This window comes from Corynebacterium sp. c8Ua_99 (assembly GCF_039907185.1).
Classification (GTDB): Bacteria; Actinomycetota; Actinomycetes; order Mycobacteriales; family Mycobacteriaceae; genus Corynebacterium; species Corynebacterium jeikeium_D.
On record NZ_JASBOG010000007.1, the window covers coordinates 82,721 to 105,661 of the forward strand.

General features: G+C 56.5%; 18 protein-coding genes. 7 read left to right on the top strand and 11 right to left on the bottom strand.

Annotation, left to right across the window (positions count from 1 at the left end):
• Positions 1-31: 31 nt before the first annotated feature.
• A complete protein-coding gene (locus tag QKE19_RS05800) occupies positions 32-958 on the top strand; it encodes a glycoside hydrolase family 25 protein (RefSeq protein WP_070652694.1) in 927 nt (308 codons plus the stop codon).
• A 27-nt stretch (positions 959-985) separates the two neighbouring features.
• Here QKE19_RS05800 and QKE19_RS05805 read toward each other — a convergent pair whose 3' ends face one another.
• The 8 genes from QKE19_RS05805 to QKE19_RS05840 form a co-directional block, all read right to left on the bottom strand.
• Complete coding sequence (locus QKE19_RS05805; RefSeq protein ID WP_147719260.1) at positions 986-2,014, bottom strand: TIGR00730 family Rossman fold protein; 1,029 nt, start codon at positions 2,012-2,014, stop codon at positions 986-988.
• A gap of 40 nt (positions 2,015-2,054) precedes the next feature.
• On the bottom strand, positions 2,055-5,453 hold the full coding sequence (locus QKE19_RS05810; protein WP_347890566.1) for an arabinosyltransferase domain-containing protein: 3,399 nt from the start codon (positions 5,451-5,453) through the stop codon (positions 2,055-2,057).
• Positions 5,454-5,571: 118 nt separating this feature from the next.
• Positions 5,572-7,605, bottom strand: coding sequence for a galactan 5-O-arabinofuranosyltransferase (locus QKE19_RS05815; RefSeq protein WP_076772189.1), 2,034 nt, complete (start codon positions 7,603-7,605; stop codon positions 5,572-5,574).
• A gap of 74 nt (positions 7,606-7,679) precedes the next feature.
• Positions 7,680-9,134, bottom strand: a complete 1,455-nt coding sequence (locus tag QKE19_RS05820; protein WP_347890567.1) for an MATE family efflux transporter — start codon at positions 9,132-9,134, stop codon at positions 7,680-7,682.
• Positions 9,116-10,177 carry a cysteine synthase family protein gene (locus tag QKE19_RS05825; RefSeq protein WP_076772192.1) on the bottom strand — a complete coding sequence of 354 codons (1,062 nt, stop codon included), beginning with the start codon at positions 10,175-10,177 and terminating at the stop codon, positions 9,116-9,118. The genes QKE19_RS05820 and QKE19_RS05825 overlap by 19 nt, the downstream gene beginning before the upstream one ends.
• 18 nt (positions 10,178-10,195) lie before the next feature.
• Positions 10,196-11,584 carry an alanine racemase gene (locus QKE19_RS05830; RefSeq protein ID WP_076772194.1) on the bottom strand — a complete coding sequence of 463 codons (1,389 nt, stop codon included), beginning with the start codon at positions 11,582-11,584 and terminating at the stop codon, positions 10,196-10,198.
• Positions 11,578-12,570 carry an ornithine cyclodeaminase gene (locus tag QKE19_RS05835; RefSeq protein WP_347890568.1) on the bottom strand — a complete coding sequence of 331 codons (993 nt, stop codon included), beginning with the start codon at positions 12,568-12,570 and terminating at the stop codon, positions 11,578-11,580. The genes QKE19_RS05830 and QKE19_RS05835 overlap by 7 nt, the downstream gene beginning before the upstream one ends.
• Positions 12,567-13,535 carry a TauD/TfdA family dioxygenase gene (locus QKE19_RS05840; RefSeq protein WP_347890569.1) on the bottom strand — a complete coding sequence of 323 codons (969 nt, stop codon included), beginning with the start codon at positions 13,533-13,535 and terminating at the stop codon, positions 12,567-12,569. Before QKE19_RS05840 ends, QKE19_RS05835 begins: the two co-directional genes overlap by 4 nt.
• 164 nt (positions 13,536-13,699) lie before the next feature.
• Between QKE19_RS05840 and QKE19_RS05845 the strand changes: the two genes are divergently transcribed.
• Genes QKE19_RS05845 through QKE19_RS05860 form a run of 4 tightly spaced genes read left to right on the top strand, consistent with a single transcriptional unit; the run spans position 13,700 to position 18,432 of the window.
• Positions 13,700-15,232, top strand: coding sequence for an ABC transporter substrate-binding protein (locus QKE19_RS05845; RefSeq protein ID WP_035010183.1), 1,533 nt, complete (start codon positions 13,700-13,702; stop codon positions 15,230-15,232).
• Position 15,233: 1 nt separating this feature from the next.
• Positions 15,234-16,181 carry an ABC transporter permease gene (locus tag QKE19_RS05850; protein WP_284870392.1) on the top strand — a complete coding sequence of 316 codons (948 nt, stop codon included), beginning with the start codon at positions 15,234-15,236 and terminating at the stop codon, positions 16,179-16,181.
• The gene (locus QKE19_RS05855) at positions 16,178-16,969 is read left to right on the top strand and encodes an ABC transporter permease subunit (protein WP_347890571.1); all 792 of its coding nucleotides are present in this window, start codon (positions 16,178-16,180) and stop codon (positions 16,967-16,969) included. The genes QKE19_RS05850 and QKE19_RS05855 overlap by 4 nt, the downstream gene beginning before the upstream one ends.
• The gene (locus QKE19_RS05860) at positions 16,966-18,432 is read left to right on the top strand and encodes an ATP-binding cassette domain-containing protein (RefSeq protein ID WP_347890572.1); all 1,467 of its coding nucleotides are present in this window, start codon (positions 16,966-16,968) and stop codon (positions 18,430-18,432) included. Before QKE19_RS05855 ends, QKE19_RS05860 begins: the two co-directional genes overlap by 4 nt.
• Before the next feature lie 200 nt (positions 18,433-18,632).
• On the opposite strand, the gene QKE19_RS05865 is transcribed toward QKE19_RS05860, so the two are convergent.
• The 3 genes from QKE19_RS05865 to QKE19_RS05875 form a co-directional block, all read right to left on the bottom strand.
• Positions 18,633-19,394, bottom strand: coding sequence for a decaprenylphospho-beta-D-erythro-pentofuranosid-2-ulose 2-reductase (locus tag QKE19_RS05865; RefSeq protein WP_070642719.1), 762 nt, complete (start codon positions 19,392-19,394; stop codon positions 18,633-18,635).
• A 25-nt stretch (positions 19,395-19,419) separates the two neighbouring features.
• The gene (locus QKE19_RS05870) at positions 19,420-20,889 is read right to left on the bottom strand and encodes an FAD-binding oxidoreductase (RefSeq protein WP_016421825.1); all 1,470 of its coding nucleotides are present in this window, start codon (positions 20,887-20,889) and stop codon (positions 19,420-19,422) included.
• A gap of 113 nt (positions 20,890-21,002) precedes the next feature.
• Positions 21,003-21,230, bottom strand: coding sequence for a hypothetical protein (locus QKE19_RS05875; RefSeq protein ID WP_005510976.1), 228 nt, complete (start codon positions 21,228-21,230; stop codon positions 21,003-21,005).
• 19 nt (positions 21,231-21,249) lie between these two features.
• Between QKE19_RS05875 and QKE19_RS05880 the strand changes: the two genes are divergently transcribed.
• Together QKE19_RS05880 and QKE19_RS05885 are read left to right on the top strand one after the other, a co-directional pair.
• A complete protein-coding gene (locus tag QKE19_RS05880) occupies positions 21,250-21,903 on the top strand; it encodes a hypothetical protein (RefSeq protein ID WP_256881088.1) in 654 nt (217 codons plus the stop codon).
• A gap of 51 nt (positions 21,904-21,954) precedes the next feature.
• Positions 21,955-22,938 carry a hypothetical protein gene (locus QKE19_RS05885; protein ID WP_070549355.1) on the top strand — a complete coding sequence of 328 codons (984 nt, stop codon included), beginning with the start codon at positions 21,955-21,957 and terminating at the stop codon, positions 22,936-22,938.
• Positions 22,939-22,941 lie beyond the last annotated feature (3 nt).

Here is a 22,941-nt window from a genome sequence, read left to right on the forward strand (position 1 = left end):
CTGAAGTGGTTTAGGGGGTAAGGTGCAAACCATGAAATTTCTTCCACTTTCCGCGAACGCGGTGTTGAAGCGACGCCCGGGACGCGCCACTTTGGCAAGTATCGTGGCCGTTGCGCCGCTGACCTTGGGTGTTATTGCACCGGCAGACGCACAAACACAGGACGCATCTGCACACTCCAACCAGTCCGCTGCTGATTCCAAGGGGTCGCTCGACTTTTTGACTGTTCAGGAGTCGCAGGGCTCTGATGCCAACGGTTCGTCAACTGGTTCGGCTACCAGCGCATCGTCAAACTCGGCTCGCACCGGCTTCAACATGGGGCCGACCGGCGTGGACGTTTCCAAGTGGCAGCGCCCAGGTGGCGTCGCGCTGAAATGGGACGAGGTCGCAGCCAGCGGCCAGAAGTTCGCTTTCATCAAGGCCACCGACGGTGTCGAAGGTGACCAGAAGTACTTCCTCGAGGACTCCATTGCTGCAGCGAAGGCCGGTCTGTATGTGGGCAGCTACCACAAGGCACATCCGGATCGCTCCGCAATTGCGCAGGCTGACCAGTACGTAGAAGCACTGCAGCAGCGCGATGAGCAAATCTCCACAGACAAGACACTGCCGCCGGTGCTGGACATCGAGCTGGATAATGGCCTCAACCCGACCCAGCTGCAGAAGTGGACCAAGGACTTCCTCGAGCGCGTAGAGGAAAAGACCGGCGAAACCCCGATGATTTACACCTACCGTTGGTTCTGGCAGAACCCGATGGGTAACTCGACCGACTTCACCGACTACCCGCTGTGGCTCGCCGCCTACGAAGACAGCGCTCCGACCTCACTGCCGGGTGGTTGGGAGAGTATGGCCTTCTGGCAGCGTTCCTCCACCGGCCGCGTCGATGGCATCCCGACCAACGTGGACGAGGACGTCTTCAACGGCACCGAAGCTGAGCTGCAGCAGCTGGCTGCTGCTCACTAGCAGGATGTTGTGGGGTCTGGGGTCGGGCTAAAACTTCGTCCGCCCCGCACGCCACGCAATCAACGCAGGCAGGAGCTTGTCGACGTCGTCGACGACAATAAGCGCATCGAGAAGCTCCGGCCGCACAAAACCCGCATCCACAACGTTGCGGAGCAGAGCCAACAGTGGCTCCCAAAAGCCCGAAGGACCCAGCAACGCCACTGGCTTGGCATGAATCCCCAGGTGCTGCTGGGTCCACACTTCGAAGAACTCCTCCAGCGTGCCCGCGCCGCCGGGGAGCGCAACAAAAGCATCGCCAAGCTCATACATGCGCGACTTGCGGTCGGCCATAGTCGCAACAGTTTCCAGGTGAGTCAGCCGCGGATGGGCAATTTCCTTCTTGACCAGGACCTCGGGGATGACACCGGTGACACTGCCGCCGTCGTCAAGCGACGCGTTAGCAACCGTGCCCATAAGACCAATCGCCGCGCCCCCGTAGACGAGCTCCACCCGATTTTCCGCGAGTGTCTGGCCGAGGCGTTCGGCGGTGACGCGCCAGGCGGGATCGTTGCCGAAGCCGGAGCCGCAGAAGACAGTCAGTGACGACAGTGCGCGCTGTGGCTGCTCACGGCCAGCGGCAAGCTGGGGCAGCTCTTCGCGGAGCTTCGGCAGAGTGGTTTCGACCAGCATAGGGGCGATTTTCCCGGTCGGTAGCCAGGGGTCGAGCCAGCGGACCTCTTCAATTTCGGCGTGGGGCTGAACGTTCGCCAGCTCATCGGTGAACTCGCCGACATAGCGCACATGGTGGCCGACGACCTCGAAGCCCGCCTCGTTGGCGGCGGCCGCACGGGCGATATTCCACGGACGCAGCTGCGATAGCTCGATGTCCACGCCGAGCTCCTCGGAGACTTCGCGCGCGGCGGTGACCTCCGGGTGATCGACGGACTCACCCGGCTCGAACTTGCCGCCGGGCAGCATGAACGTATCCGTGCCCCGCTTACGAACGCACAAAACCCGCCCCACCGGGTCAGTCACAACCATTGCGGCGACAACGATGGAACGGGTTTGTGCAGTCACTCGGTCTCCTTAGGTGAAGGAGGCACCGAGGCTCTTTCGCCTAGGGATCCTTCACAATCATCTTCCCGGGCGAGTATAGACCCGAGCGAGTGATATCTTCATACTCAATTTCGGCGACATCCGGCTTGACCTTGTCCTTATTCGGACGCGGCGAGAGCTTCTCGACGGAACCCCAGTCGCGGCGCCAGTCGTTCTTGAGGTAAGTCGGTACGGACGTAGCCTCATTCACAGCGTCGGAGAATCCGAGCGGACCACCGCCATCGACCGACTGCCAGACATCTGCACCGACGACCTTCAGGCCACGGTCCGGAGTGATGCGGTATTCCGGAAGCTCTGCGACACCTGCGTAGTGGTCGAACGGACGCTGGCACGGGAACTGGAAGGCAACCGGCCAGTCCGGGATAGTCGCAGTTTCCGGCGAAATGACATCAGTCATCGACTGCAGCTCGGCCAGGCGCGGCGGGGTCAGTGCCAGCCACTGATCCTCGGAGACGTCATTGTCCTCCGCGACCAGTCGCACAGCGGTCGCTCCCTCTGGGATCTCCTCGGTCAGGAAGCGCAGGTTACGCCAGGTCGGAGCAGGGCCGATATCAATCGGCTCCGACTCGGAGAGGACCTCGAAGCCATCCTCGTCGCCGCCCTTGCGACCGTACTCTGCCACCAGCTTGCGACCCTGCTGAGCCACACCGTTGATGTCGTGGTGGAAGATACGGCCGGCCGCCGATACGACGAGTAGCGGGTGGTCCTCGTCAATCTCAGGCAGCTGGAACCAGGAAGTTTCCAGGCTTGCAGGACGCTGAATGTCCTCGGAGTAGGAGCCAAGCACCGGCACCTTATCCGGATCCAAGCCAAATGGCAGCTCGACCTGCGAGCCGTTGACACCCTTGTCGGCGCGCTTGCCGCCGTCGGTGCCCGACGCGGAGCCGCCCTCAACTGTGGCGTCCGGATCAGTAGACTGATCATCAGTGTCGGCAGTACTTGCCTGGCTCTGGCTGGTGTCCACAGCTTCGGCCTTCATGTTTGACGGGACGCCGTTCGGGTCGAAGCCACGGTTCTTGCCGCCACCGCGCAACGATTCCGCTAGCGGCTTGCCATCGACGGTATTCAGGAAGCCATCGTTCGGATCGGTTTCCATCAGCACATCGCTCGCCATATTACATGTCTGACCAGCCAAGGAGCGGATATTGCCCGCGGCGACCGAGTATGCCGGGTACTGCGATACTGCGCCCTTGCCCAGTGAAGCCACCATGAACATCGTCACCAGCAGCGTCGTCACTGCAATCGGGGACGATGCAACTGCATTGACGCGGCGCGCGCGTGCCGACTTTTCCTGCGACTTCGGCTTGGTACGGAACTCCTGGACGAAGTTCATTACGGCACCAGCCAGCAGCAGTAGCAAGGCCAGAGCCAATACTGCTGAACCCAGCTGGTGGCCGCGCAACTGAATGGTCTTGTCGAACCACGGCACGCCGTAGGACGACACATACCACCAGCCGTTAATGCCCATCAGCGAGAAAGCGAGGATGAAGGTGATACCACCGGCAAAGAACAGCTGGTTGCGCGGGTTACCTGCTACCCAATGGCTAATGGCCATAGCGGCAAGTGCTGCCAGGGAAGCCGCGATGCCCGCGTACACGCCGAAGTGGTGCGTCCACTTTGTCGGCGTGAAGGTCAGGAAGAACATGGTGCCGATGAACATGAACACCAGGCGTGCCGACGGGCCGGCCAGAGCCCCCGGAACGGTGCGGTGACGAAGCAGCGCGGCAATCGTGATGGTCAAGCACGCCAGTGCAATCAGAACTGGGAAACGACGCGGGAAGGCGCCGTCGACCGACTGCAGCACCAGCCAGTAGTAGCGGACGTACTCGTTGTACCAAGGCTCCGACGGGCCGATGATGCTGCGGACGCGAATGGACTCGCGGACCGTGGCCAAAGTCTGGTCGCCGAAGACACCGACCAAGATTGCGGTGCCCGCAGCCAGGAACGGCGCAATCTGCATCAGTGGGGCCTGCCAACCACCACCGAGAGCCTTATGGCGCTCAACGACAATGCGCACCAGCATCGGGATGCCTGCGAGCAGGGCAGCAACTGCCATTAGGCCCGTTGGGCCCGAGCCCAGTGCCAGCGTGGCGATAACCACTGCGACTGCAGCTGGCAGCAGGCGTCGAGTCAGAATTGCGCGCTCAATGAATACCCAGGTCAGCAGGGATCCCAGAGCAATGACCGGCTCCGGGCGCAGTCCGTTGTTGTACGGCAGCCAGAAGGCCAACAGCACACCAGCAGCAGACCAGTAGGCCACCCGGCGCTGGGCAATCTTGTCGCCGAGGCGCGGGATAACCATTCGGGAAATAATGAACCACACCAGCAGTGCGGACAGCAGCGCCGGTAGTCGCATCCACAGAGACGAGGTGGACACCTTCACCATCAGCGACAGCAGGTCGTAGTAGGGGCTGCCGAACGGTGACTCAGGAGCGCCGAACCAACGGTAGTAGTTCGCCATGTAGCCCGACTCGTCGGAGACGCGCGCCATGGTGAAGATGTAACCGTCATCGGAGGTGTTGCCACCGATGAAGTGCCAAACAACCAAAATCGTGCCGACCAGGATGCCCAGCGGAGTCGGCTTCAACGCACCGCGCTTGAACAGCGGAGTGAAAGGGGAACCGTCGATACGGTCAATGCGAGCCAACGCGACCAGGGAAGCCAGCGTCAGAAGCAGACCCAAGTACATGACGATGTACTTCACCACTGTCGGGTGTGAGGTGTAGCGGGAGTCGATGTTCATGTGGACATCGAGTCCATCGGCTACGGCCTTGGCCGCGTCACCGTCAGCGGGCAGGTCAGTGTAGATACCGGTGACCTGCGGACGGTAATCGCCGTGTGTGGTGGCGGTGAGCTTCTCACCATCTGAGTTCTTGGCGCCGTCGATGTTGACGGTGGTCTCATGCTCGTTTGAGCGGATCTCCAGGATCTTGCCCTTGTTGCTGGCAAGCTCCTTCTTATCCAGGCTCATCACCACGCTGTCGCGCAGAATGACGTCGAGGCCGTCCTTGCCCGAACGCACCATCAGGCCCCGTTTGGTCGGCTTATCCGCGGTCGGGGGGATAGTCGACAACAGGGTCGTCCGTTTGTCGGAAAGTTCATCCGTCAGGGACAGAGGCAGATCGACGCTCAGATCCAACGGTGCCTGCGCCATAAGCGGTGCATCCACTGAGTTCAGTGTGTCGCGCTGAGGCCAAGACACGGAGGACTGAGTATTCACGACCGGGAGGAACGGTGTGATGACAAAGCAAATGAAACCGACGATTCCAGCGATAATCGCTGTCCAACGAGTCAGTGTCGTAGGAGAGGGGCCGTCCATAGGCGGTCTCTCCACGCGGTCGATGGTCACTTCGGGTGAGCCGTCGACACTTTCTTTGATTTCTTTAGTTTCGGCAGTCACAAGGAAAGATACTACGGTAATTGGCGTTTTTCTTTGAGTTTGCAACGCGAAAGTTACATCACAGTTTCCACATTAGTAACAGGAATCACGTTTACAGCAGGGGATAGCCGCCCAATACCTACTTGCGAACCGCCACTACGAACGGGCCGACCTGGTTTAGCTCCCAGTGCTTCTCAAATGCAGAGCGGGCAAAATTCAGGCTCCGGAAGACCACATTCGGATTGTTCGGATAGATATCATCCGCGATGTCCAACGTCAGTGGAGCGGCATCCTCGCCATCAGGTGTCTCAACCTCGCCCCGCAGCACAATGGCATCCGGTCCGCGCCACGGCGTTTCATCCATGGCCTGTACGAGCTCATCGGGATCGCGAATCTCCGACCATTCCTCCAATGCCTGATTACGGCGGTCGAACTCACCCAGAGGGTTAGCGTAGTGGCTGGTCAGTGCCTGGAATCCATACCAGGGATAGAGTGCTTGGAAATTCTTCTCATCCGTCAGCACCACTGTCTGGGCCGGATCGAGCCCGGCCTCCTTCAGCGTTTGGTCCACCGCTGAGTACCACGCCCCGGCATTCGGTGGGAAGCGGTCCGCGCGCTCGCCGTTACCGTCGGTGTCGGTATGCGCCAAGTCGATGGCGCCATGCAACTTATTCGGAATCGACTGCGCGTAGCCAATGCCCGCCAGCAGCAAGACTGCCGCCATTACCGCGGAAACGCGCTTGGCAATGTGAGCTGGTGCCGCCTGCGGCCAATACTTCTCGATGCCGTTGAGACGGGCGTCGGCAAGCGCGACCACACCAGCCGCAATCAACATGAACGTAATCGGTGCGGTGAGGCGGAACCCCAGCAGCGTGCGTCCGAGCAGCGTCGCCACCATCGAGGCAACTACCCAGCCATAGAGCACCAGCGTGCCCAGGCCGAGCGCGCGGGCATCCGGCTCCGTGGCGCTGACCAGCATGCGCACGACGCCGATGAAACACAGCACACCGATTACGCTGGCGGCGAGCATCGGCAAAGGCAGCTGCGCGCCCTCCGGGGGCAGGTAGTGCGTCGCTGTCGCGCCCGAGCGCGGTGCCCCCGTCGCAACCGCCAGCATGTACGGACCCCACACCGTCGCCGCAATCAGCATCGACCCCACGCCCATAATGATCAGGCGCACTACGGGCATCCAAGAGCTTGACGACGTCCACGCGACCACGGCCAACACGACCACAATAAGCGCGCCTACGGCAGTGTAAAGAGTGTAGAAAGTCGCAGAAATACCCAGGAAGACGAGCACGCCAAACATGGCGGACCAGGCGCCGGTGAGACCGCGCCAGGCCATCACGGTCATCGCCGGAAGGCCCATAGCAACGACTGCGGCGTAGGGCTCATCGGCGACAGTCGCCAGGGCGACCGCCGTGGTTGTCAGCGCAATGCCAGTGGCTACGGGCAGGGAGCCACTCAGGCGTTGCCACACCGGGACCAAAACACAGCCAGCGGCAGCGAGTGTAATCAATGCCCAGGGCTGGAAGACCTCCCAGCCGGCAATGCCAAGAATATTGGCCAGGCGTCCGCCCAGGAAGAACCAACCAGCTGGGTAGAAAGACGGGATGTCGATGTACGACATGTCATGCAGGCCAGGCTCCGCGGCCATCCTGGTGAGATACTCAGTGCGGAACTCCTGGTCGACAGAAAGGCCGTCCAGCCACAGCCTGGTCGAGCCCAGCGGCAGGCCGACGGCAGAGACCACCAGAATGGCCGGTGACATGTAAGCCATCAGGTACGTCAACCACGTTAGCCACCTGGGGCGATTGTCTTTGCCCTTGGTGGCGAAGAAATACAGCAGGACGGTGGTGAGCGTCAGCGTGATGACAATCAGCGCTGTTGCGACCGCCCTGGTCAGCTGCGAGCCACCAAAGGCCGGCAGCGACAGGCGGTGGAACACAAACCAGGACGCCAGAGCGATAACCGAACCGCCCACAAGCGCTGCGACCAGGTAGAGGAAGGCAGCCTTGAGGGAGAGCTGGTCATCATTGAAAATCTCGTAACGGTCTTCGTCGGTGAACTCGCCTGCGAGCCGGTTTGTGGAAAACTCTGTAGTTTCGTCAAAAGCTGGCGAAGCCTGTTGGGCTTCGCTGCATGATGAGGTGTCGGCCTGCTTGTCAACCATGCTTTTAAGTGTTGCACACGAACGTGAACGACCGGATACCTGCGACGTGGATATCGCTTTGAGGGACGAGTTCTTTAGAGTTTCACGGTAAGGTCTTTACGCGTCGCGAGAAGGAAAGCTCTCCAAAGGATTATTGAAGAACTGGCAAGCCCGATGACCAATCCCCACCACACCCCGTGAGGCCCTAGACCGATGGGAAAAGCAAGTATTAAAGCAGCTGGCAAACCTATAATCCAATAACCAGTGAGGGATGCCTTCAAACCAGTAGTGGTGTCGCTAATCCCGCGCAGGAGACCGATAGCTATGTTTTGTGCAGTATCGACAAATTCCATCACTGCGCCAATAGCCAACAACCCCAATGCGATGCTTAATGTCTCGGTGGCATTGGATTTCTCGGAGCTGTTTATAAATGGGGAAAGTACGAGGCGGGGAGCGCAAAGAAAGCTGACGGAAGCAACAGCAACGATGGCAGCCATCATCGTTTGAGTTCGAATGCCGACTTGGCGTGCAAGGGAGTTGTCATTCAGACCCCAAGCGCGACTCACAAGAATAGAGCTGCCGTGGGAGAACCCAACACCAATCTGGAAAACAATAAAGGTTATTTGATAGACGACGTTGTGCGCTGCGAGTGCTTCTGTGCCAAAGGATCCCATGACCATCGCCAGCACAGAAAACATGCCCGCTTCGGCTCCGTAGGTTGCTGAGACTGGAAGCCCCAGACGAAGCTGAGTGCGGACGAGGTGACGGAGCCTTCCGTGCATCGTGTCTCCGTCGGCACTCCAGAAATCGAGGGCAAGAAAAGTTGAGAGGTCGGGATCTCGGATGGTGATTCGCAGATAAATTAGGGCCGACAATAAATGAACCAGTGTGGTGGACAGTCCAATGCCTAGCAGACCCAATGCAGGAAACGGCCCGAATCCAAAACCGAGCGCGTAGTTCAACGCTGCATTCACTACGATCATCGCCACGGTTATGTGTAGTAGCGATTTTGGTTTGCCGAGGCCTACACAAAACTGACGGGAGACTTGGAACCACAAACAAGGAACAAGACCTGGCGCGAGCAACCACATCATGGAAGTGGCTGCGGAACTAATCTCAGCGGACTGGCCGAAAAATGGCAGCGCGTAGGCAATCCCGATTAGCACTAGTGCTCCCACGAGGCCACTGGCAGTTGCTAGGAACCAGCCGGTGCGTGAAAGATTGCGAATTTCGCCTTGCAACGTAGTAACAGATAGTTCAGAGTCCGCTCGTTCGCGAGATTTGCTTTCGTACAGCGCATGAGCCGACGCAATCCTATTGCCCAGTGGTGTTAATAGGCCCACAGCCATTGTGCGTACTTGGTTAAACCACACCACTGCCAAGCCTCCGCCAGCCAGAGCCTCGAGGCTAAGTTGACCCATCATGAGAGTGTCCGTGGTTGAGATTGCGATGTTCGCAAGCTGTGTGCCGGCGAGGGGAAGAGACATCGCCAAAAGCTGACGATTTAAGTTCTGTGAGGTAGTACCGGGCACTACTTTTCCTTCGACCATGAAATTCGTGTTGAACCTAGCGGAATTGAACTTTTCCCAGCGCGCAATGACGTAATTTGTGCCCAAATTTTGTCCTCGAGGGCGACATCGAGTAAACCACGTTCGGACATCCACTCATCGTTGAATACGGTATCTAGATACTTTTCCCCTCCATCGCACACCATGGTCAACGATGTAGAGCCAGCGGGAAAGCCCGGCAGGAGCTCGAGGGCTGCTATTACGGCTCCGCCAGCAGATCCTCCCAGTAGAAGCCCCATGTGCTTTCCGATTGTTCGGCATGCAGCGAAAGCTGCTTTGTCGGATACCTTTGCTCCGTAGTCGAGTAAGTCGTAGCGAACTGAAGTGCCGATAACTGCACCTTCGGGGGTGCCCGTTCCAGATTGCCAATAGTCGTGTCCAGGAGCACCGAATGCAATGGAACCTTCCGGTTCGACGCCTATAATAGTGGGACGGTGTCCCAATTGATGGAGACGTTCAGTAACTCCAAAGAGGCTTCCACCTGTGCCTACGGCACTAATGATATGAGTCGGACTTTCCCCAAGATCATTCAAAATTTCATCAGCTGCAGGGTAATAACCCATCGAGTTTGCGACATTGTCATGCTGCTTCATGAATACCCAGCCGTGTTGTTTGCCGAGCTCCTCAGCATGGTTTTCTCTAGCCGATGTGGCGAGCGAATCGTCATCTTGATTGGAAACGAAGCACATCTGTGCATTCATTGCACGCATGGAGTTCAATTTATCTTTACAAGAATGATTATCGACGACTGCTACGAAGTCGTATCCGCGCTCAAGTGCAAGAAGTGCTAAGCCCTGTCCAGTATTACCGGAAGTCGATTCAACGATAGTGCCATGCTCTTGAAGTCGGTTATCCTGCTCTGCCGCCTTAATCATCGACTGGGCCATCCGGATTTTCGCACTTCCAGTTGGGTTGAATTGCTCGAGCTTAAGCAAAACGCGACTTTTCTGGGGCGTACAGACAAGCTCGAACAGAGGAGTATTGCCAATGAGTTGAGACATCTGCGTATAAATTCTTTTTGGCATCTTTATTTGGCCTCTGTTCTAGCGATCTTCCGTGATGGTCATGGTGACAGGATTAAAGGCGTATTTCTGAGGAATCCGATATCCGTGGAAAGCAGACTCGTTCGAGTCCATTTGATACCCGGCTGTGTCGGGATAGACTAGGAAATCTCCAGGTCGAGGCCTGTCGGGGAGTTGAATCATTCTTTTGCTGAGATAATCGCTGTCTAAGCACGTTGATCCGGAAACTGCTGTTGCTGTAGCTACTCCCGAGTCGATAATGACTCCGTTACGCACAAGGTATGGGTCCGGATAATACTCCGAGTTGAACCATTGCTCTGAGAGGCTGAGACTAGTTCCACGTACGACAGTTACTGTCCGTGCAGCATTGGGCAATGCGTGACACGAAAGAACAGGAAAGAAACTAGCACCCGCGAACTGGCATAAAGACCGTCCAGGCTCTGCCAAAATCTTTATGTTGTGACGATGAGCGCGCTGAGCCATGGAGTCCGAGCTGCGTCGAGTGGACTCCATATCTCGACGTGTCAGTGGGCGATGTTGATTAGCTATAAACCGTAGTGAGTATTGTCCGGATAAAGGTGATCCGAACGGATATTGGTCTTTAGGTTTATCCGAATCTATGAACATTTCGTTTTTTAGTCGAGATTGCAGGTTTCGCCAGACTCCATACTCGACTGAGCTTGTGGGAAAGCCACCTCCAATGGAAATAGTGTCGGCCCGTGGAGACAGGGAGCGCACCTTGAGTAGGGTGTCGATTGCCAGATGCGACATGTTTATCCTCTCGTGGAGGTCATAACCGTTGCAGTGGAAACTTAGGCCGGTAATTTCGATGTTGGCACGGCCTTGGCTAAGACGAGCGGTTAGAGACAAGGCGGTATCGATGCTCATACCAAACCGTGTGGAGGGGGTTTGGTTCGCAATCCGGAGAAGAACTCGGAGCTGATTAGGCGTATCGATTTCGTCGACAAATTGGGAAATTATTCTTGAATCTACTTCATTGGAAATAGTTAGAGTTGCATCGTGGCAAACTGCCAAATGGATAAGTTCTCGACTCGGTGTAGCACCAGTAATGATTAATTTATTTCCTGGTACACCAGCGGCCAGAGATGATTGGAACTCTTCGACGCTGGCGACATCGATTCCACTGTCGAAACCACGAAGAGCACTCAGTGCTATCTCGCGACTGAAGTGCGCGGACTTATTTGCCTTTTTGCCAAACCGGATACCGAATTTAATGCCGACTTCCTTAGCGGTTGTATGCCAGGCTGAAAGTGTTTGAGCAAATTGGTTTGGGCAAAGGACATGAAAAGGGGTGTCGGAAAGCTCAGCAATGAAGTCAAGTTTCCCTGAGCCAATCAGAGCCGTTTGCCAGCTTGGAACATCAATCTTGCATGATATGGCACTTACCACAGGGATATCTCCGTCCCGAATCCCTGCTTAAGACCTTCCTTGGCGAGGATTTGGCCGACAGCGATATCGGTTAGAACTAGTCCGCTGTTATAGCAAAACGTAGTTTCGTCAATACGAGGCAGTTTGCGCCCTTTGCGGAGCAAATCGGATAGTTCGGCATGGACATTCGGCAACCGACCATCGGTGTCAGCGTAATCGCGACCGGTAACATTCATCTGTTCGATACTCGTCGTGATGACTCTGCTCGCTTGATGACAGATATCAGGGGCGATTCCGTAGCCCACAACAACGACGGTTGCGTGCCGGGGAATATCGGATGCTGTGACAGTACAACGAGTCTCAGGTCCAGCGGCCCCGATAATGAGATCACAGTTTGAACTCACAGTTGTAGGATCGTCTACAATCTTGATTCTTATTTTTCGGCCAAGCTTCACTGCTGCTGTTGATGCAATCTTGGCGCCTTTCTCTAGTCCCACGCTGTGGCTGCCGGCGAGATAAATCGTGTTTAATGTTTCAAAGGTTTCAAGGAGAAAAGGGGCTGCGTTTTGTCCTTGGGTTCCCGAACCGATGATGAGAGCGCTCTGAGGAATTGCACCAGCATACTGTGCCAATAGCGCTGAGACTGCCGGGGTTCTGAGAGTTCCTGCCGCAGCGCCGTCGAGAAGTGCAATAGGATATCCGCTGGAATCGTCGTACAGTGTGAGGGTCGTGTAATAGCTTCTATCCCTGGCGCTTTGTTGGTGAGTTTTGCCCCAATGGGTATAGGAAGTCTTGAATCCGACGGAATTTGAAGAACGACTTCTGCCGACCATCGAGTAACTCACGCTTTCAGGTACTTCAACTTTGATTTTCCCTGGGCACAGAGTTCCTGGCTGGTCGAGCTCGATGAGAGCGGATTTCACCGACTCGAGTACGGACTCGGGTGAAATTTTTATTTGAGCTAATTCTGATCTGCTGAGGACGGTCAGGTTAGTTCGCTGTTTCATAGGATTTCACCATCCATAAATCGGATGTGTTGGCCGTAGCCGGGTTCGTTGATTTCATTGATAGGGCGTGTGTTTTTGGTTCCCATAATGTTGATGCGTAGCATCCAGCGGTCGGTCCCGTCGTAGTTGGCTACGAAAGGTACTCGTCCGTGGGCGCATCGGTCATTGTTGATGATGACCATCTGACCTGGCTTTATAGGCACCGTATAGGTGACAGTGTGAAGAGCCTGTTGAAGCTTCTCAAATGCCTCCCACCACTGTAAGGTTCCAGAATTTTTGTCTGTGTAGGCGGGGTCAAACCTCATGCCTAAATTGCCATCAGTTTTCCAGATTGATGTCATGGCAGTAGGAGCTGCATATTCGTAATCACCGTAAGATGCATCTGGAATAATGATGGCTCCGTCCCCGGTTAGAATTTTTTTCGAATCTACATCGAGTAGATGCCATGCTTCATCGATGGGGGCCAGCGTAGTGCCGACATTTTTGGGGTTACGAAGACCAAATAAAGCGAAGTGCGTCGCGCGCCGCGGATGAAAAGCATCTTCCGTGTGCAGAGTCAATGTGGTGTTGCTGCTGGCGCCAACTTGCTGGTTCTCCTGGCCGCGGGTCGGCACCAAGTCTGTGGTGATACGGCCTTTCTGCTGTCCGAACCATCCGAATGGGCGACCGGCAGCGCTAGCGATAATCGCAAGAACGAATCTCCAGGTTCGGACCTTGCCAACGCATTCCTGCCACGTGGCTGGGGTAGGTCCGTGAACTGCAGGGAAGGGAAGTCCATGGATGGAAGTGGCATGGGCAGTAGGGGAGAGCAGAATTAGTTCTTTCAGTTCCTCCAGCTCATCAGTCAAAAGATGATTGATGGCATTGTACGAGTCGGGAGAGCTAATCTTCTGTGTCGCAGCCAGTTCGTCGGCAGCTTTAACGATCCTGTGTGAGAGTTCTTGGCTCAGGTGCAAATTCTGCATGACAAAGAAATTAGGTGAGGGTAACCTATGCTGTAAAGGGTGACCTAGATAATTATTCTTAAAAGAATTTCGTTAGTAGGCTTGCCTAAGCTTTACTGCTGCTGTAGTTGTTAGCAATGTCTATTCTCCTGTGGGCAGTCTTTCTTAGAGATTAAGGAACCATCATGACCAATTTTTCTCGACGCCAATTCCTCGCTGCAATGGCAGTTATTGGGACAGGCACTTTTCTGACGGCGTGTACGTCACGAGAGTCGACGGCAGGGGATGGGGCTGCCAGTGGGGATGAAGTCGAAAACGTTAATGTGCTGCGTGTTGGGGCTCTCGGGAAAGCGGCAAGCGCTCAACGAGACCCTTACCAGCTTTTGCCTAATGATTCAGATATGCTTATTAGCTCCCTGATCTGGGAGGCTCTGACGGTGCCGGGCGAGAAAGAAACTGTAGTGCCACGCCTGATGCAGGAATGGAAACAGAATAATCCGACTGAGTGGGAATTTATGATTGCCGACGGTGCTACCTTCCATGATGGTTCCTCGGTCACATCTGAAGATGTCGTGTGGTCGTTGAAGAAGATGCTTTCGGATGAGGAAAACTCATTCCGGCTTCCAGTGATGCCTGATAGCATTCGTGCTGCTGGAGCCAACGTCGTTGTGATGGAAACTGCGGAACCGAATTCACAGCTTCCGATGCTTGCGCGATTGATGACCTTCGTGATGAAGAAGGGTTCTTCTGCTGAAAAGCCCATTGGATCGGGGCCGTTCCAGCTGGTCAGTTGGGAAAATGGTTCTGCTAAGCTCAAGCGTTTCGATAACTATCACGGAACAGTAGCAGGAGTTGCTGAGGTCCATGTCATTCCATTTGAAGACTCCACCGCAATGACTAATGCGCTGTTGTCCGGGCAAATTGACTTAGCTCAAGCTGCGGGTCCTATTGCGGCCCGATCCGTCGAAGGAAATGAAGATATAAAGATTGTGCGCCGGATGAATGACTCGGTTATTCCACTAATCATGCGTACCTCAGATGGGCCTTTCTCAGATGTGAAAGTTCGTCAGGCGCTGCGCCTTGCAGTTGATCGGGAGCAAATCATCCAACGAGCTCTCTCCGGTTATGGAACCCCTGCAAACGACATTCTTGGAACGGCAGATTCGAACCTGGATTCTTCGTTAGTGCGTAAGCGTGACGTTGTGAAAGCGAAGAATCTCCTCCAAGAGGCAGATTTTGACCTTGAGAAAACGTATGACTTGTACGTTACCCCTGAGGCTCCGGGTCAAGTAGAGGCGATGAAGGTTATCGCTGATCAGGTGAAAGAAATCGGCATGACTCTCAATGTAGTGGAGCAGGATTCGGGTACTTTCTACGACGAGACATGGACCAAGGCAGACCTATATTGTGGCTATTGGGGAACTAACGATTCCGTGCTCTTCTTCGCCGGGAAGGTTCTCGATGGCGACGCAGCCTCCAATGAGACCGCATTTGATGATGCTGAATTCAACGAGATCTATGACCAGGTACTGGAAAGCACCGATACTGAGAGAATTAACCAGCTAAGCCGCCAGCTGCAGAAGATTGAGTTCGAGCGATCCGGGTATCTGGTCTGGGGTGCATCTGACGGAGTCGATATTGCGAGAGCTAATTTGAGTGGTCTGCCTAAGGCTCCAGGCTATGGTCGTGTCCTTCTTGAAACCGTCCAGAAGGCTTAGTGTGCCAGCGGAAATCGCGCGTTGGCTTATTCCTCGGCTGATAATTCGTGGAGGCTTACTTTTCGCAGTTCTCGGACTTGTTTTTGTAGCGATTGATTGGCTGCCCGGTAATGCTGCCTCCGCAATCTTGGGCGCAAACCGGACCCCGGAAGCTCTGGCAGCGCTAGAAAGAAACCTGAATCTTGATAAGCCGCTTATGGCCCGCTTCCTGAGCTGGCTGGGAAGTGCGTTTGCGGGCGACTTTGGTACTTCCGTAAACGGAGTACCGATTATTAATCTGCTGAGTTCAGCGCTGCCTGTGACGCTGGCAACAACTGGTATGGCATTTTTAGTCACTGCTGTTCTTTCGGTAGCAATCGCCATTTTTTGGGCTTCACGTGCTGAAAGACCCTGGATTTCGCACATTATTGACCGATCGACAGTGGCATTAATTGCGCTACCAGAGTTTGTCGTTGGTGTGTTTCTGGTAGCGGTATTCTCTCTCTGGCTTGGTTGGTTTCCCGCGGTCACTATAACCGCGGAAGGCTTGCCAACCCAGATAAGTATGTACGCATTACCGGTTATGGCGCTGGTAATTCCTCAGGCGGCCTGGAATTCGAGAATGCTTTTCGCAGCGTTCGAGGATGCTTCTCACAACACTGCGGTCCGCAATGCTGAGCTAAACGGAATCGTGGGAAATCAGCTGGCACTTCGACATATCCTGCCGCTATCCGCACCGACATTTGCTACTTCAATGGCTACAACAGCAGGTGTTTTGGTAGCAGGGACAGTCACAGTCGAAGCGTTATTTAACCATCCTGGAGTGGGGCTTTTGGTGTCTAATGCAGTCGCGCAACGGGATATCTCGGTGATTCTTGCCGTACTTGCTGTAACAGGGGCGATCATATTGGTGTTGCTGACTGTGGCAGATGCAATAAAAGTCGCATTCACCCCGAAGGTGCAACTATGATTCGAAGGTTTTTAGCGGGGGCCTTTATCGCCCTAGTGTTAGGCGGACCGGTCGCTGCTGGTTTGTTTGACATTGAGCCGTCGGCGCATGGAACACCCTTCGCTAACGGTAATGAGGCGGGCTTCCTAGGAACAGAACACCTGGGGAGAAGTGTGGGCGCTGCGGTGCTTGTTGGCGGCCAGTCCTTGGTCGTAACTGCAATAATCGTCGGTTCTTTAACCACGGTATTTGGCACCCTACTCGGTATCTTGGGGGCGCTAAGGCCAAAACTGGGTTTCTTTATTGAAGCAGTGGCGGATGCCACGATCTTGGTGCCGGCGGTAATTCTTTTGCTTTTAACCGCTGTGTTATATCCCAATGGAGGATTGCCTTTACTTATCAGCGTTTCTGTCGCAGTCGGTACTCCATACGCCGCCCGCGTAGTCGCTGCCGCAACCTATCCCGTTGCTAGCGCTGGCTATGTTCAGGCTGCACAGGGCAGTGGCGCAACGACCGTCTCGATAATTTTTCGGGACATCATTCCCAATATTTCCGCAGTACTTCGTTCGGTATGGAGTCTTCGCATTATCGAAGCGCTGTATGTGCTGTCTACGGCGAGCTTCCTTGGGGTCGGGAGAAGCCTCGGTGAGTTTGCATGGTCAGCGATGGTGCGGGATAACGCGAGTGGAATATCACTGAACCCCTGGTCAGTACTTGCACCAGCCGCCGCGTTGGCAGCGACATCGATTGCTGTAGTGACCCTGATTAATGGGAGGCAGAAGGAACCGAAGGATGTGCCGAGCTCGTGATTGATGTAGATATTTCCGTGATGCAAAGCGGGCACGTTATCCTACCCCGCACAGTGCTCACTGCCCGAGCGGGTGAGATTACGGTTTTAACTGGGGTGAGCGGCTCCGGGAAGACGTCACTTTTAAAGGCATTGATTGGTGCGGTACCGGAGAGATCGGAAGTAATTGGTGGGGTTTCTGTCGAGTCCAGTGAGTGGCGAGATGTAAACCCGCTGGAGCTTCCATCATGTGAATTAGCTCATTTTCGCCGTGAGCACATTGCTTTCGTAGGACAGGATCCGGGCGCCGAGTTGCCACCATTGATGTCAGTAGCCCGGTTGCTCCGGGAGTTGGCCCCAGGCACCGACGTTGCAGCGTTGCTGCAGCGTGTAGATCTTCCAGCCAGCATTGCTTCCCGGCGGATTCACCAGCTTTCTGGTGGACAGCAGCGACGGGTGGCACTGGCTCGGGCACTATCGCGTTCGCCTGAAGCCATCGCTCTTGATGAGCCCTTCGCCGGCCTTGACTCCGATACTTCGACGGTAATCGCTCATCTGCTAAGAGGCATCGCGGATAGTGGCGTTACGGTCATTTTCACCGCCCACCAGGTTCCTAAGCTTGCGATTTGCATTGACTCGGTCGTGGCTGTCGGGAATGGAACGGAAAAAAGCGATTCGATCACCCAGCGCGTGGAACGCCAGAGTGTAGAGACGACTTCTGGCCACAGCCCGCGTTCAGTAACGAAAGGCATCCAGGTCACAGAACTCTCCAAAGCCTCGATTGGTGAATCTATGCCGGGGGCGGGGGCAGGGGCGGGCGCGTCTCCAGTCTTAAGAGTTTCCAACCTGAGCTGCGTGAATAATGAACGCGTGACTCTTTTTCAGGGCCTCTCTTTCGCTGTACAGCGTGGCACTATGGTTGGGGTCAAGGGACCGTCAGGAAGCGGAAAGTCGACACTACTTCGGTGCCTAATCGGGCTAAACCACGCAGAGTCGGGTGAGATTGAATGTGCTGGTGTAACTCGTGAAGCTAAGCGTACATGGCCACGGAAGAATCGTTTGATGATGCAGATAGTTCCGCAGGATCCTGCCTCTACGTTGAACCCGAAAATGACCGCGCTCGATGCCGTAGCGCGTGCAGCCCGGGTGTCGGTAAGGGGACGCCGTGACGCACGCCGAGCGGCAATAGATTTGCTCGATAAAGTCGGTATCGATAAGCAGCTCGCACAGCGTAAGCCAAGTGGACTCTCTGGAGGGCAGAGGCAGCGTGTTGCAATCGCACGTGCTCTAGCCGTGCGCCCAAAGCTCCTGCTCTGCGATGAAATTACCTCGGCGCTTGATTATCAAGCAGCGACCAAAGTGATGAGCGTTCTGCAAGAACTCAACAGCGAGGGAATGGGCATAGTTCTAGTCAGTCACGATGATGAGCTGCTGCAATCGTATTGCTCCACGGTTATCCCAATTGGAACTGCAGCTGTGGGTTGAGACTAATACACGCTTGGTTGTCTGAGCCCAGGCGCTAAAAGTGGGGTCAAGGATGAAAAGGGGGCCTAAGTGCAAGAAACTCTCAAGTTTCTTGCACTTCTCGCCCTCCTCAGAAAACAGCCCTGGGGTTTTATCGAAACGGATGCAAGAAACTTGAGAGTCAGCGCGGAAGTACCCTGTAAAGCTCTGCTGTTCGAGTCTTAAATCGGCAGCTTCTTGAAAATCGGGCGCGGGATGTGCTTCAGCACCATCATCACTAGCTGGAATGCCGGCGGAGCCCAGACCAGGGTCTTACCGGCCTCGACGGATTTCACTGCGAGCTTGGCGACATCTTCCTTGTTTACAGTCAACGGAGCCTCGTCCACGTCAGCGGACATACGGGTACGGACCTGACCAGGGCGGATAACCAGGGTCTTGACGCCGTACTCCTCCAGGGCCTCACCCAGGTTCAGGTAGAAACCATCCAGGCCGGCCTTGGTGGAACCGTAGACAAAGTTGGAGCGACGTACGCGCTCACCAGCAACGGAGGACATGGCAATGAACTGACCATGGCCCTGCGCCTTGAACTTCTGACCAACCAGAACACCCATAGACACCGCGCCGGTGTAGTTGATGTTCGCAGCCAGGACGGCCTTGCGCTGGTTCTGCCAGAGCTCCTCGGCGTCGCCAAGCATGCCGAACGCGACGATGCAGATGTCCACGTCGCCGTCGGCAAATGCCTTATCGACGACCTCCGGGTGGGAGTCGAAGTCCGTTGCGTCGAAGTCGAGGGTGACCACCTCGGAAGCGCCGGCGGCCTTCATCTTCTCGGCGGAGGCTTCGCGCAGGGGGTCGTTTGGCAGGGAAGCCAGGATGACCTTGGCCGAGCCCTTCTTCAGGAACTCGGCGGTGATCGCCAGACCGATTTCACTGGTGCCGCCGAGCAGCAGGATGGACTGGGCAGCGCCTACAGCATTAATCATTGGGGCTTAAATCCTCTCGGTTGTCTTAGTGCAGTTCCAGTCGACGCGACATGTCAGAGGCGAAGACACCGTGTGGGTCAATCTCATTGCGGGTGTCCAGCCAGCTCTGCATCTCGGGGTACATCTGGTGGAAGTTAGCGGCGGAAGTGCGTGACTCCTTGGCCAGGTAGAGGCGGCCGCCGAACTCCATGACGCGCTTATCCAAATCATCGAGGAAGGCGCCGAGACCCGGCTTAATCGGGAAGTCCACGCAGACGTTCCAACCTGGCATCGGGTAGGACAGCGGAGCGCGGTTACCCTCGCCGAACAGCTTGAACACATTCAGTGCCGAGTAGTGGCCGGAGCGCTGGATATCGCGGACAATCTCCTTGAACGGCTCGACGGCCTCGCGCGGAACAACGAACTGGTACTGCAGGAAGCCCTTGGAGCCATAGCCGCGGTTCCACTCACCGATGAGATCCAGCGGCTGGTAGAACTGCGTGAGGTTCTGCACCTGGTTCCGGTAGGTACCGGACTTCAGCCACCACAGCTCACCAATGCTGATCATGGTCAGCTTGTTCATGGTGAAGGACGGGAAGATATCCGGCACGGTCACCAGCTGCGGAGCGTTGAACTTCAGCGGGTCCTTGGCCAGCTTCGGGGCGTATTCCTCCAGCTGAGCCAGGGTTGCCAGCGAACCGCGGGAGATTGCGGCGCGTCCCAGCTTCGGCTCCGGCGAGATGGCATCGAACCACGCGGAGGAGTAAGTGAAGTTTTCCTCGGAGCCATCGGAGTGGAACTCGATGGTCTCGTCCAGAGTGTGGGTCATGTCGCCATCGGCGATGAAGTAGGCCGTCTCGGTCTTGGTCATCTTGATCCGAGCGCGGACAATAATGCCGGTCAGGCCCATGCCGCCGACAGTTGCCCAGAACAGCTTGCCGTCCGGATCATCTGCGGAGCCCTCCGGCTCGAGGTGCAGGATACGGCCATCAGCGACCAGCAGCTCCATCGACAGCACATGGTTGCCGAAAGAACCTGCGGAGTGGTGGTTCTTACCGTGAATATCCGGACCAATGGCACCACCGATGGTGACCTGGCGAGTACCCGGCAGTACCGGCACCCACAGGCCGTAGGGCAGCGCGGCCTTCATCAGCTGATCCAGTGTGACACCGCCGTCGACATCAACAATCGCCGACTCCTGATCAATGGAGTGGATCTTGTTGAGCTTCTGCATGTCGATGACCAGACCGCCCGAATTCTGGGCGGGGTCGCCGTAAGAGCGGCCCATACCGCGGGCAATCACACCGCGGCGCAGGTGGGCAGGCTTGTCGGAGTTCTGGTCTGCGACAGCCTTGACGGCGTTAACAATTTCATCCAAGTCCGGCGTCGACAGCACCTGGGACTTAGCGGGGGCAGTACGACCCCAACCGGTCAGGGTCCTGGCTTCTGTGTGTACGGCTCCGTAGGCACCGTTCGAAGCATCGGTGCTGGACTTGCCGTTAGTGTTAGTGGACATCAAGGCTAGGCTACCCCCTTGCACCGGCTCCGTCGCCCGTGACGCTCCGAGGTGTTGGTCACGCTTGAGGCCGCGCACGGGCCGTCGGAAAGCGAACGAAATGTACGGAGAGGCTATAGATCCATAATTTTTCGGATCTCTTCCGGCAGCATTTCCTGCGAGGTGATCTGCGGGCCGTCGTACGCCTCGAGTGCGCGGTAGACCTGTGCGCGTTCCTTGCTGTCGAGGATGGGCAGTTCCTCGGCGAACAGCATGACCATCTGGTTCGACAGCGGGGTGTTGGTGTACTCGGCGGCCATGTTGATGGTTTCACGCGGCTTCTTTTTGAAAAAGTCGAACATGCGATAAAGGCTACCCCGCGTGGGATCCGTCACTCGCGATACCATCAACCTCATGATGTCCACGCCTGCTGCTGCTCCGCAGACCCTTGCCGTATGTAGTTCCACATCGCCCGTTGTCATTTGGCATGTGGAGCTCTCGCCGTCCTTTGCAGGCGAGAGGTTGTCGGGTGCATGGCTGGTGGATCCGCTTGACGACGGAGCCCTGGAGACCGCCACCAATCTGCTCACCGGTTGCTTTGTTGCGTCTGTGACCGCGGGCGATGGTGACGGTGACGCTGCGGCAGAGAGTGCAGAGAGCGCTGAGGGGGCGGACCTGCTATCGCATGCGATTGAACAGGCAGGGGCCACGGTGATTGACCTGACGGCATCCGTGGCCGGCATTCGTGACCACATCGGACAGCTGCGTGCTGCCGCGAAGGAAGAGAAGGCCAAGCCCGGCAAGGGAAATCTGACGGAGCCGCGGTTCCCCAAGGTCAACGACGTAGAGGTTATTGATTTTCCGCATGTAGGCGAAGAAGTCGCAGGGCCGGTGCTGGGGCTTGCCCGCGGGGTAGAAGAGCTGGTGGCGCAGTGGACCGCGGTGGAGTCGCAGCGCCTGCGTCGCAAGTACTTGGTAGAGCCGTGGGGTGCGGAGCCGCGCCAGATTCCGCTGGTAAAAACGCGCGCATTGTAGCGAGTTTTTGCCATCCAGGCCACATTGTTTTTCCTGCGTACGCTGTGAGGTATGGCAGCACAGACCGATAACGTAGTCGCCTTCCCAGGCGTTCGCGTGGCCACGGAACCGGCCACGCTCATTATCGGTGCCTCTTTAGAGGAAGAACCGTGCAGTGCCCACCGCGTCTTCGGGGTCAATGACCAGATGGATCTGCGAAGCCTGTCCCGCGTGTTAGCAGTCATCTTTGGGTGGGGCGAGGAAAGCGTGCCGACGAAGTTCCATTTGCCCGGCTCTGCGGTGGAGTCTGCGGCGCAGCTGGTGACTGGCGGCAGACCCGCAGCGGTCGGAGTCGTCGATGTTCCCCTGTCCACCACAGTTGCCGAGGTGCTGCAAAGTCCCGGCGATACCCTTATCTGGCAGTGGGGCCTGTGGGAACATACCTTGCAGGTCAGAGAAGCTTTTGCCCGCGATGAGGCCACCCCGGATGCCCTGTGCATCGGTGGCTCGGGTTCAATCCGCGCACTGGGGGATGTGGACGCGGAGGAGCCGGTAGATATTGCCGCAATCAATAGGGAATTGACCGGACGGGACTCTATTCAAAATACGCTGGCCACCGCTCGTGCCGATATCGTGGACATCATCGAGAGGTCGGGGGTGTTTGAATTCGTGCCCCTGTTACAGGCTCTGGACCTGCAGAGGTCGGAAGCAACCGCGCTGGAATTGACCGGGGAGGCGGGGGAGAGCGTCGTTAAGCGATTGCGCGCATTGCCTATAGAGGACGCCGAGAAAGACCCAGCCGGGCACGATGCGGCATTGGTGGAGCTGCTGTGCTTGGCGGCGCTGACCTCGGATGAGCTACGGCATGATGTGGCGGCGCATGTCATGGAGCGCCTCGGCTGGGAGAGCGACGAGGGCATCCCGCTATCCGGCGAGGACGTGGAGGAATTGGCAGCGGCTAGCTGGGCGGAGATGAGCGCGCTGGGGCTAGCTGGGGAGGATACGCTCTCGCCGGTGGAGCGGCTGGATCTACTGCGTGAGGCGCTGCGACGTTAGATT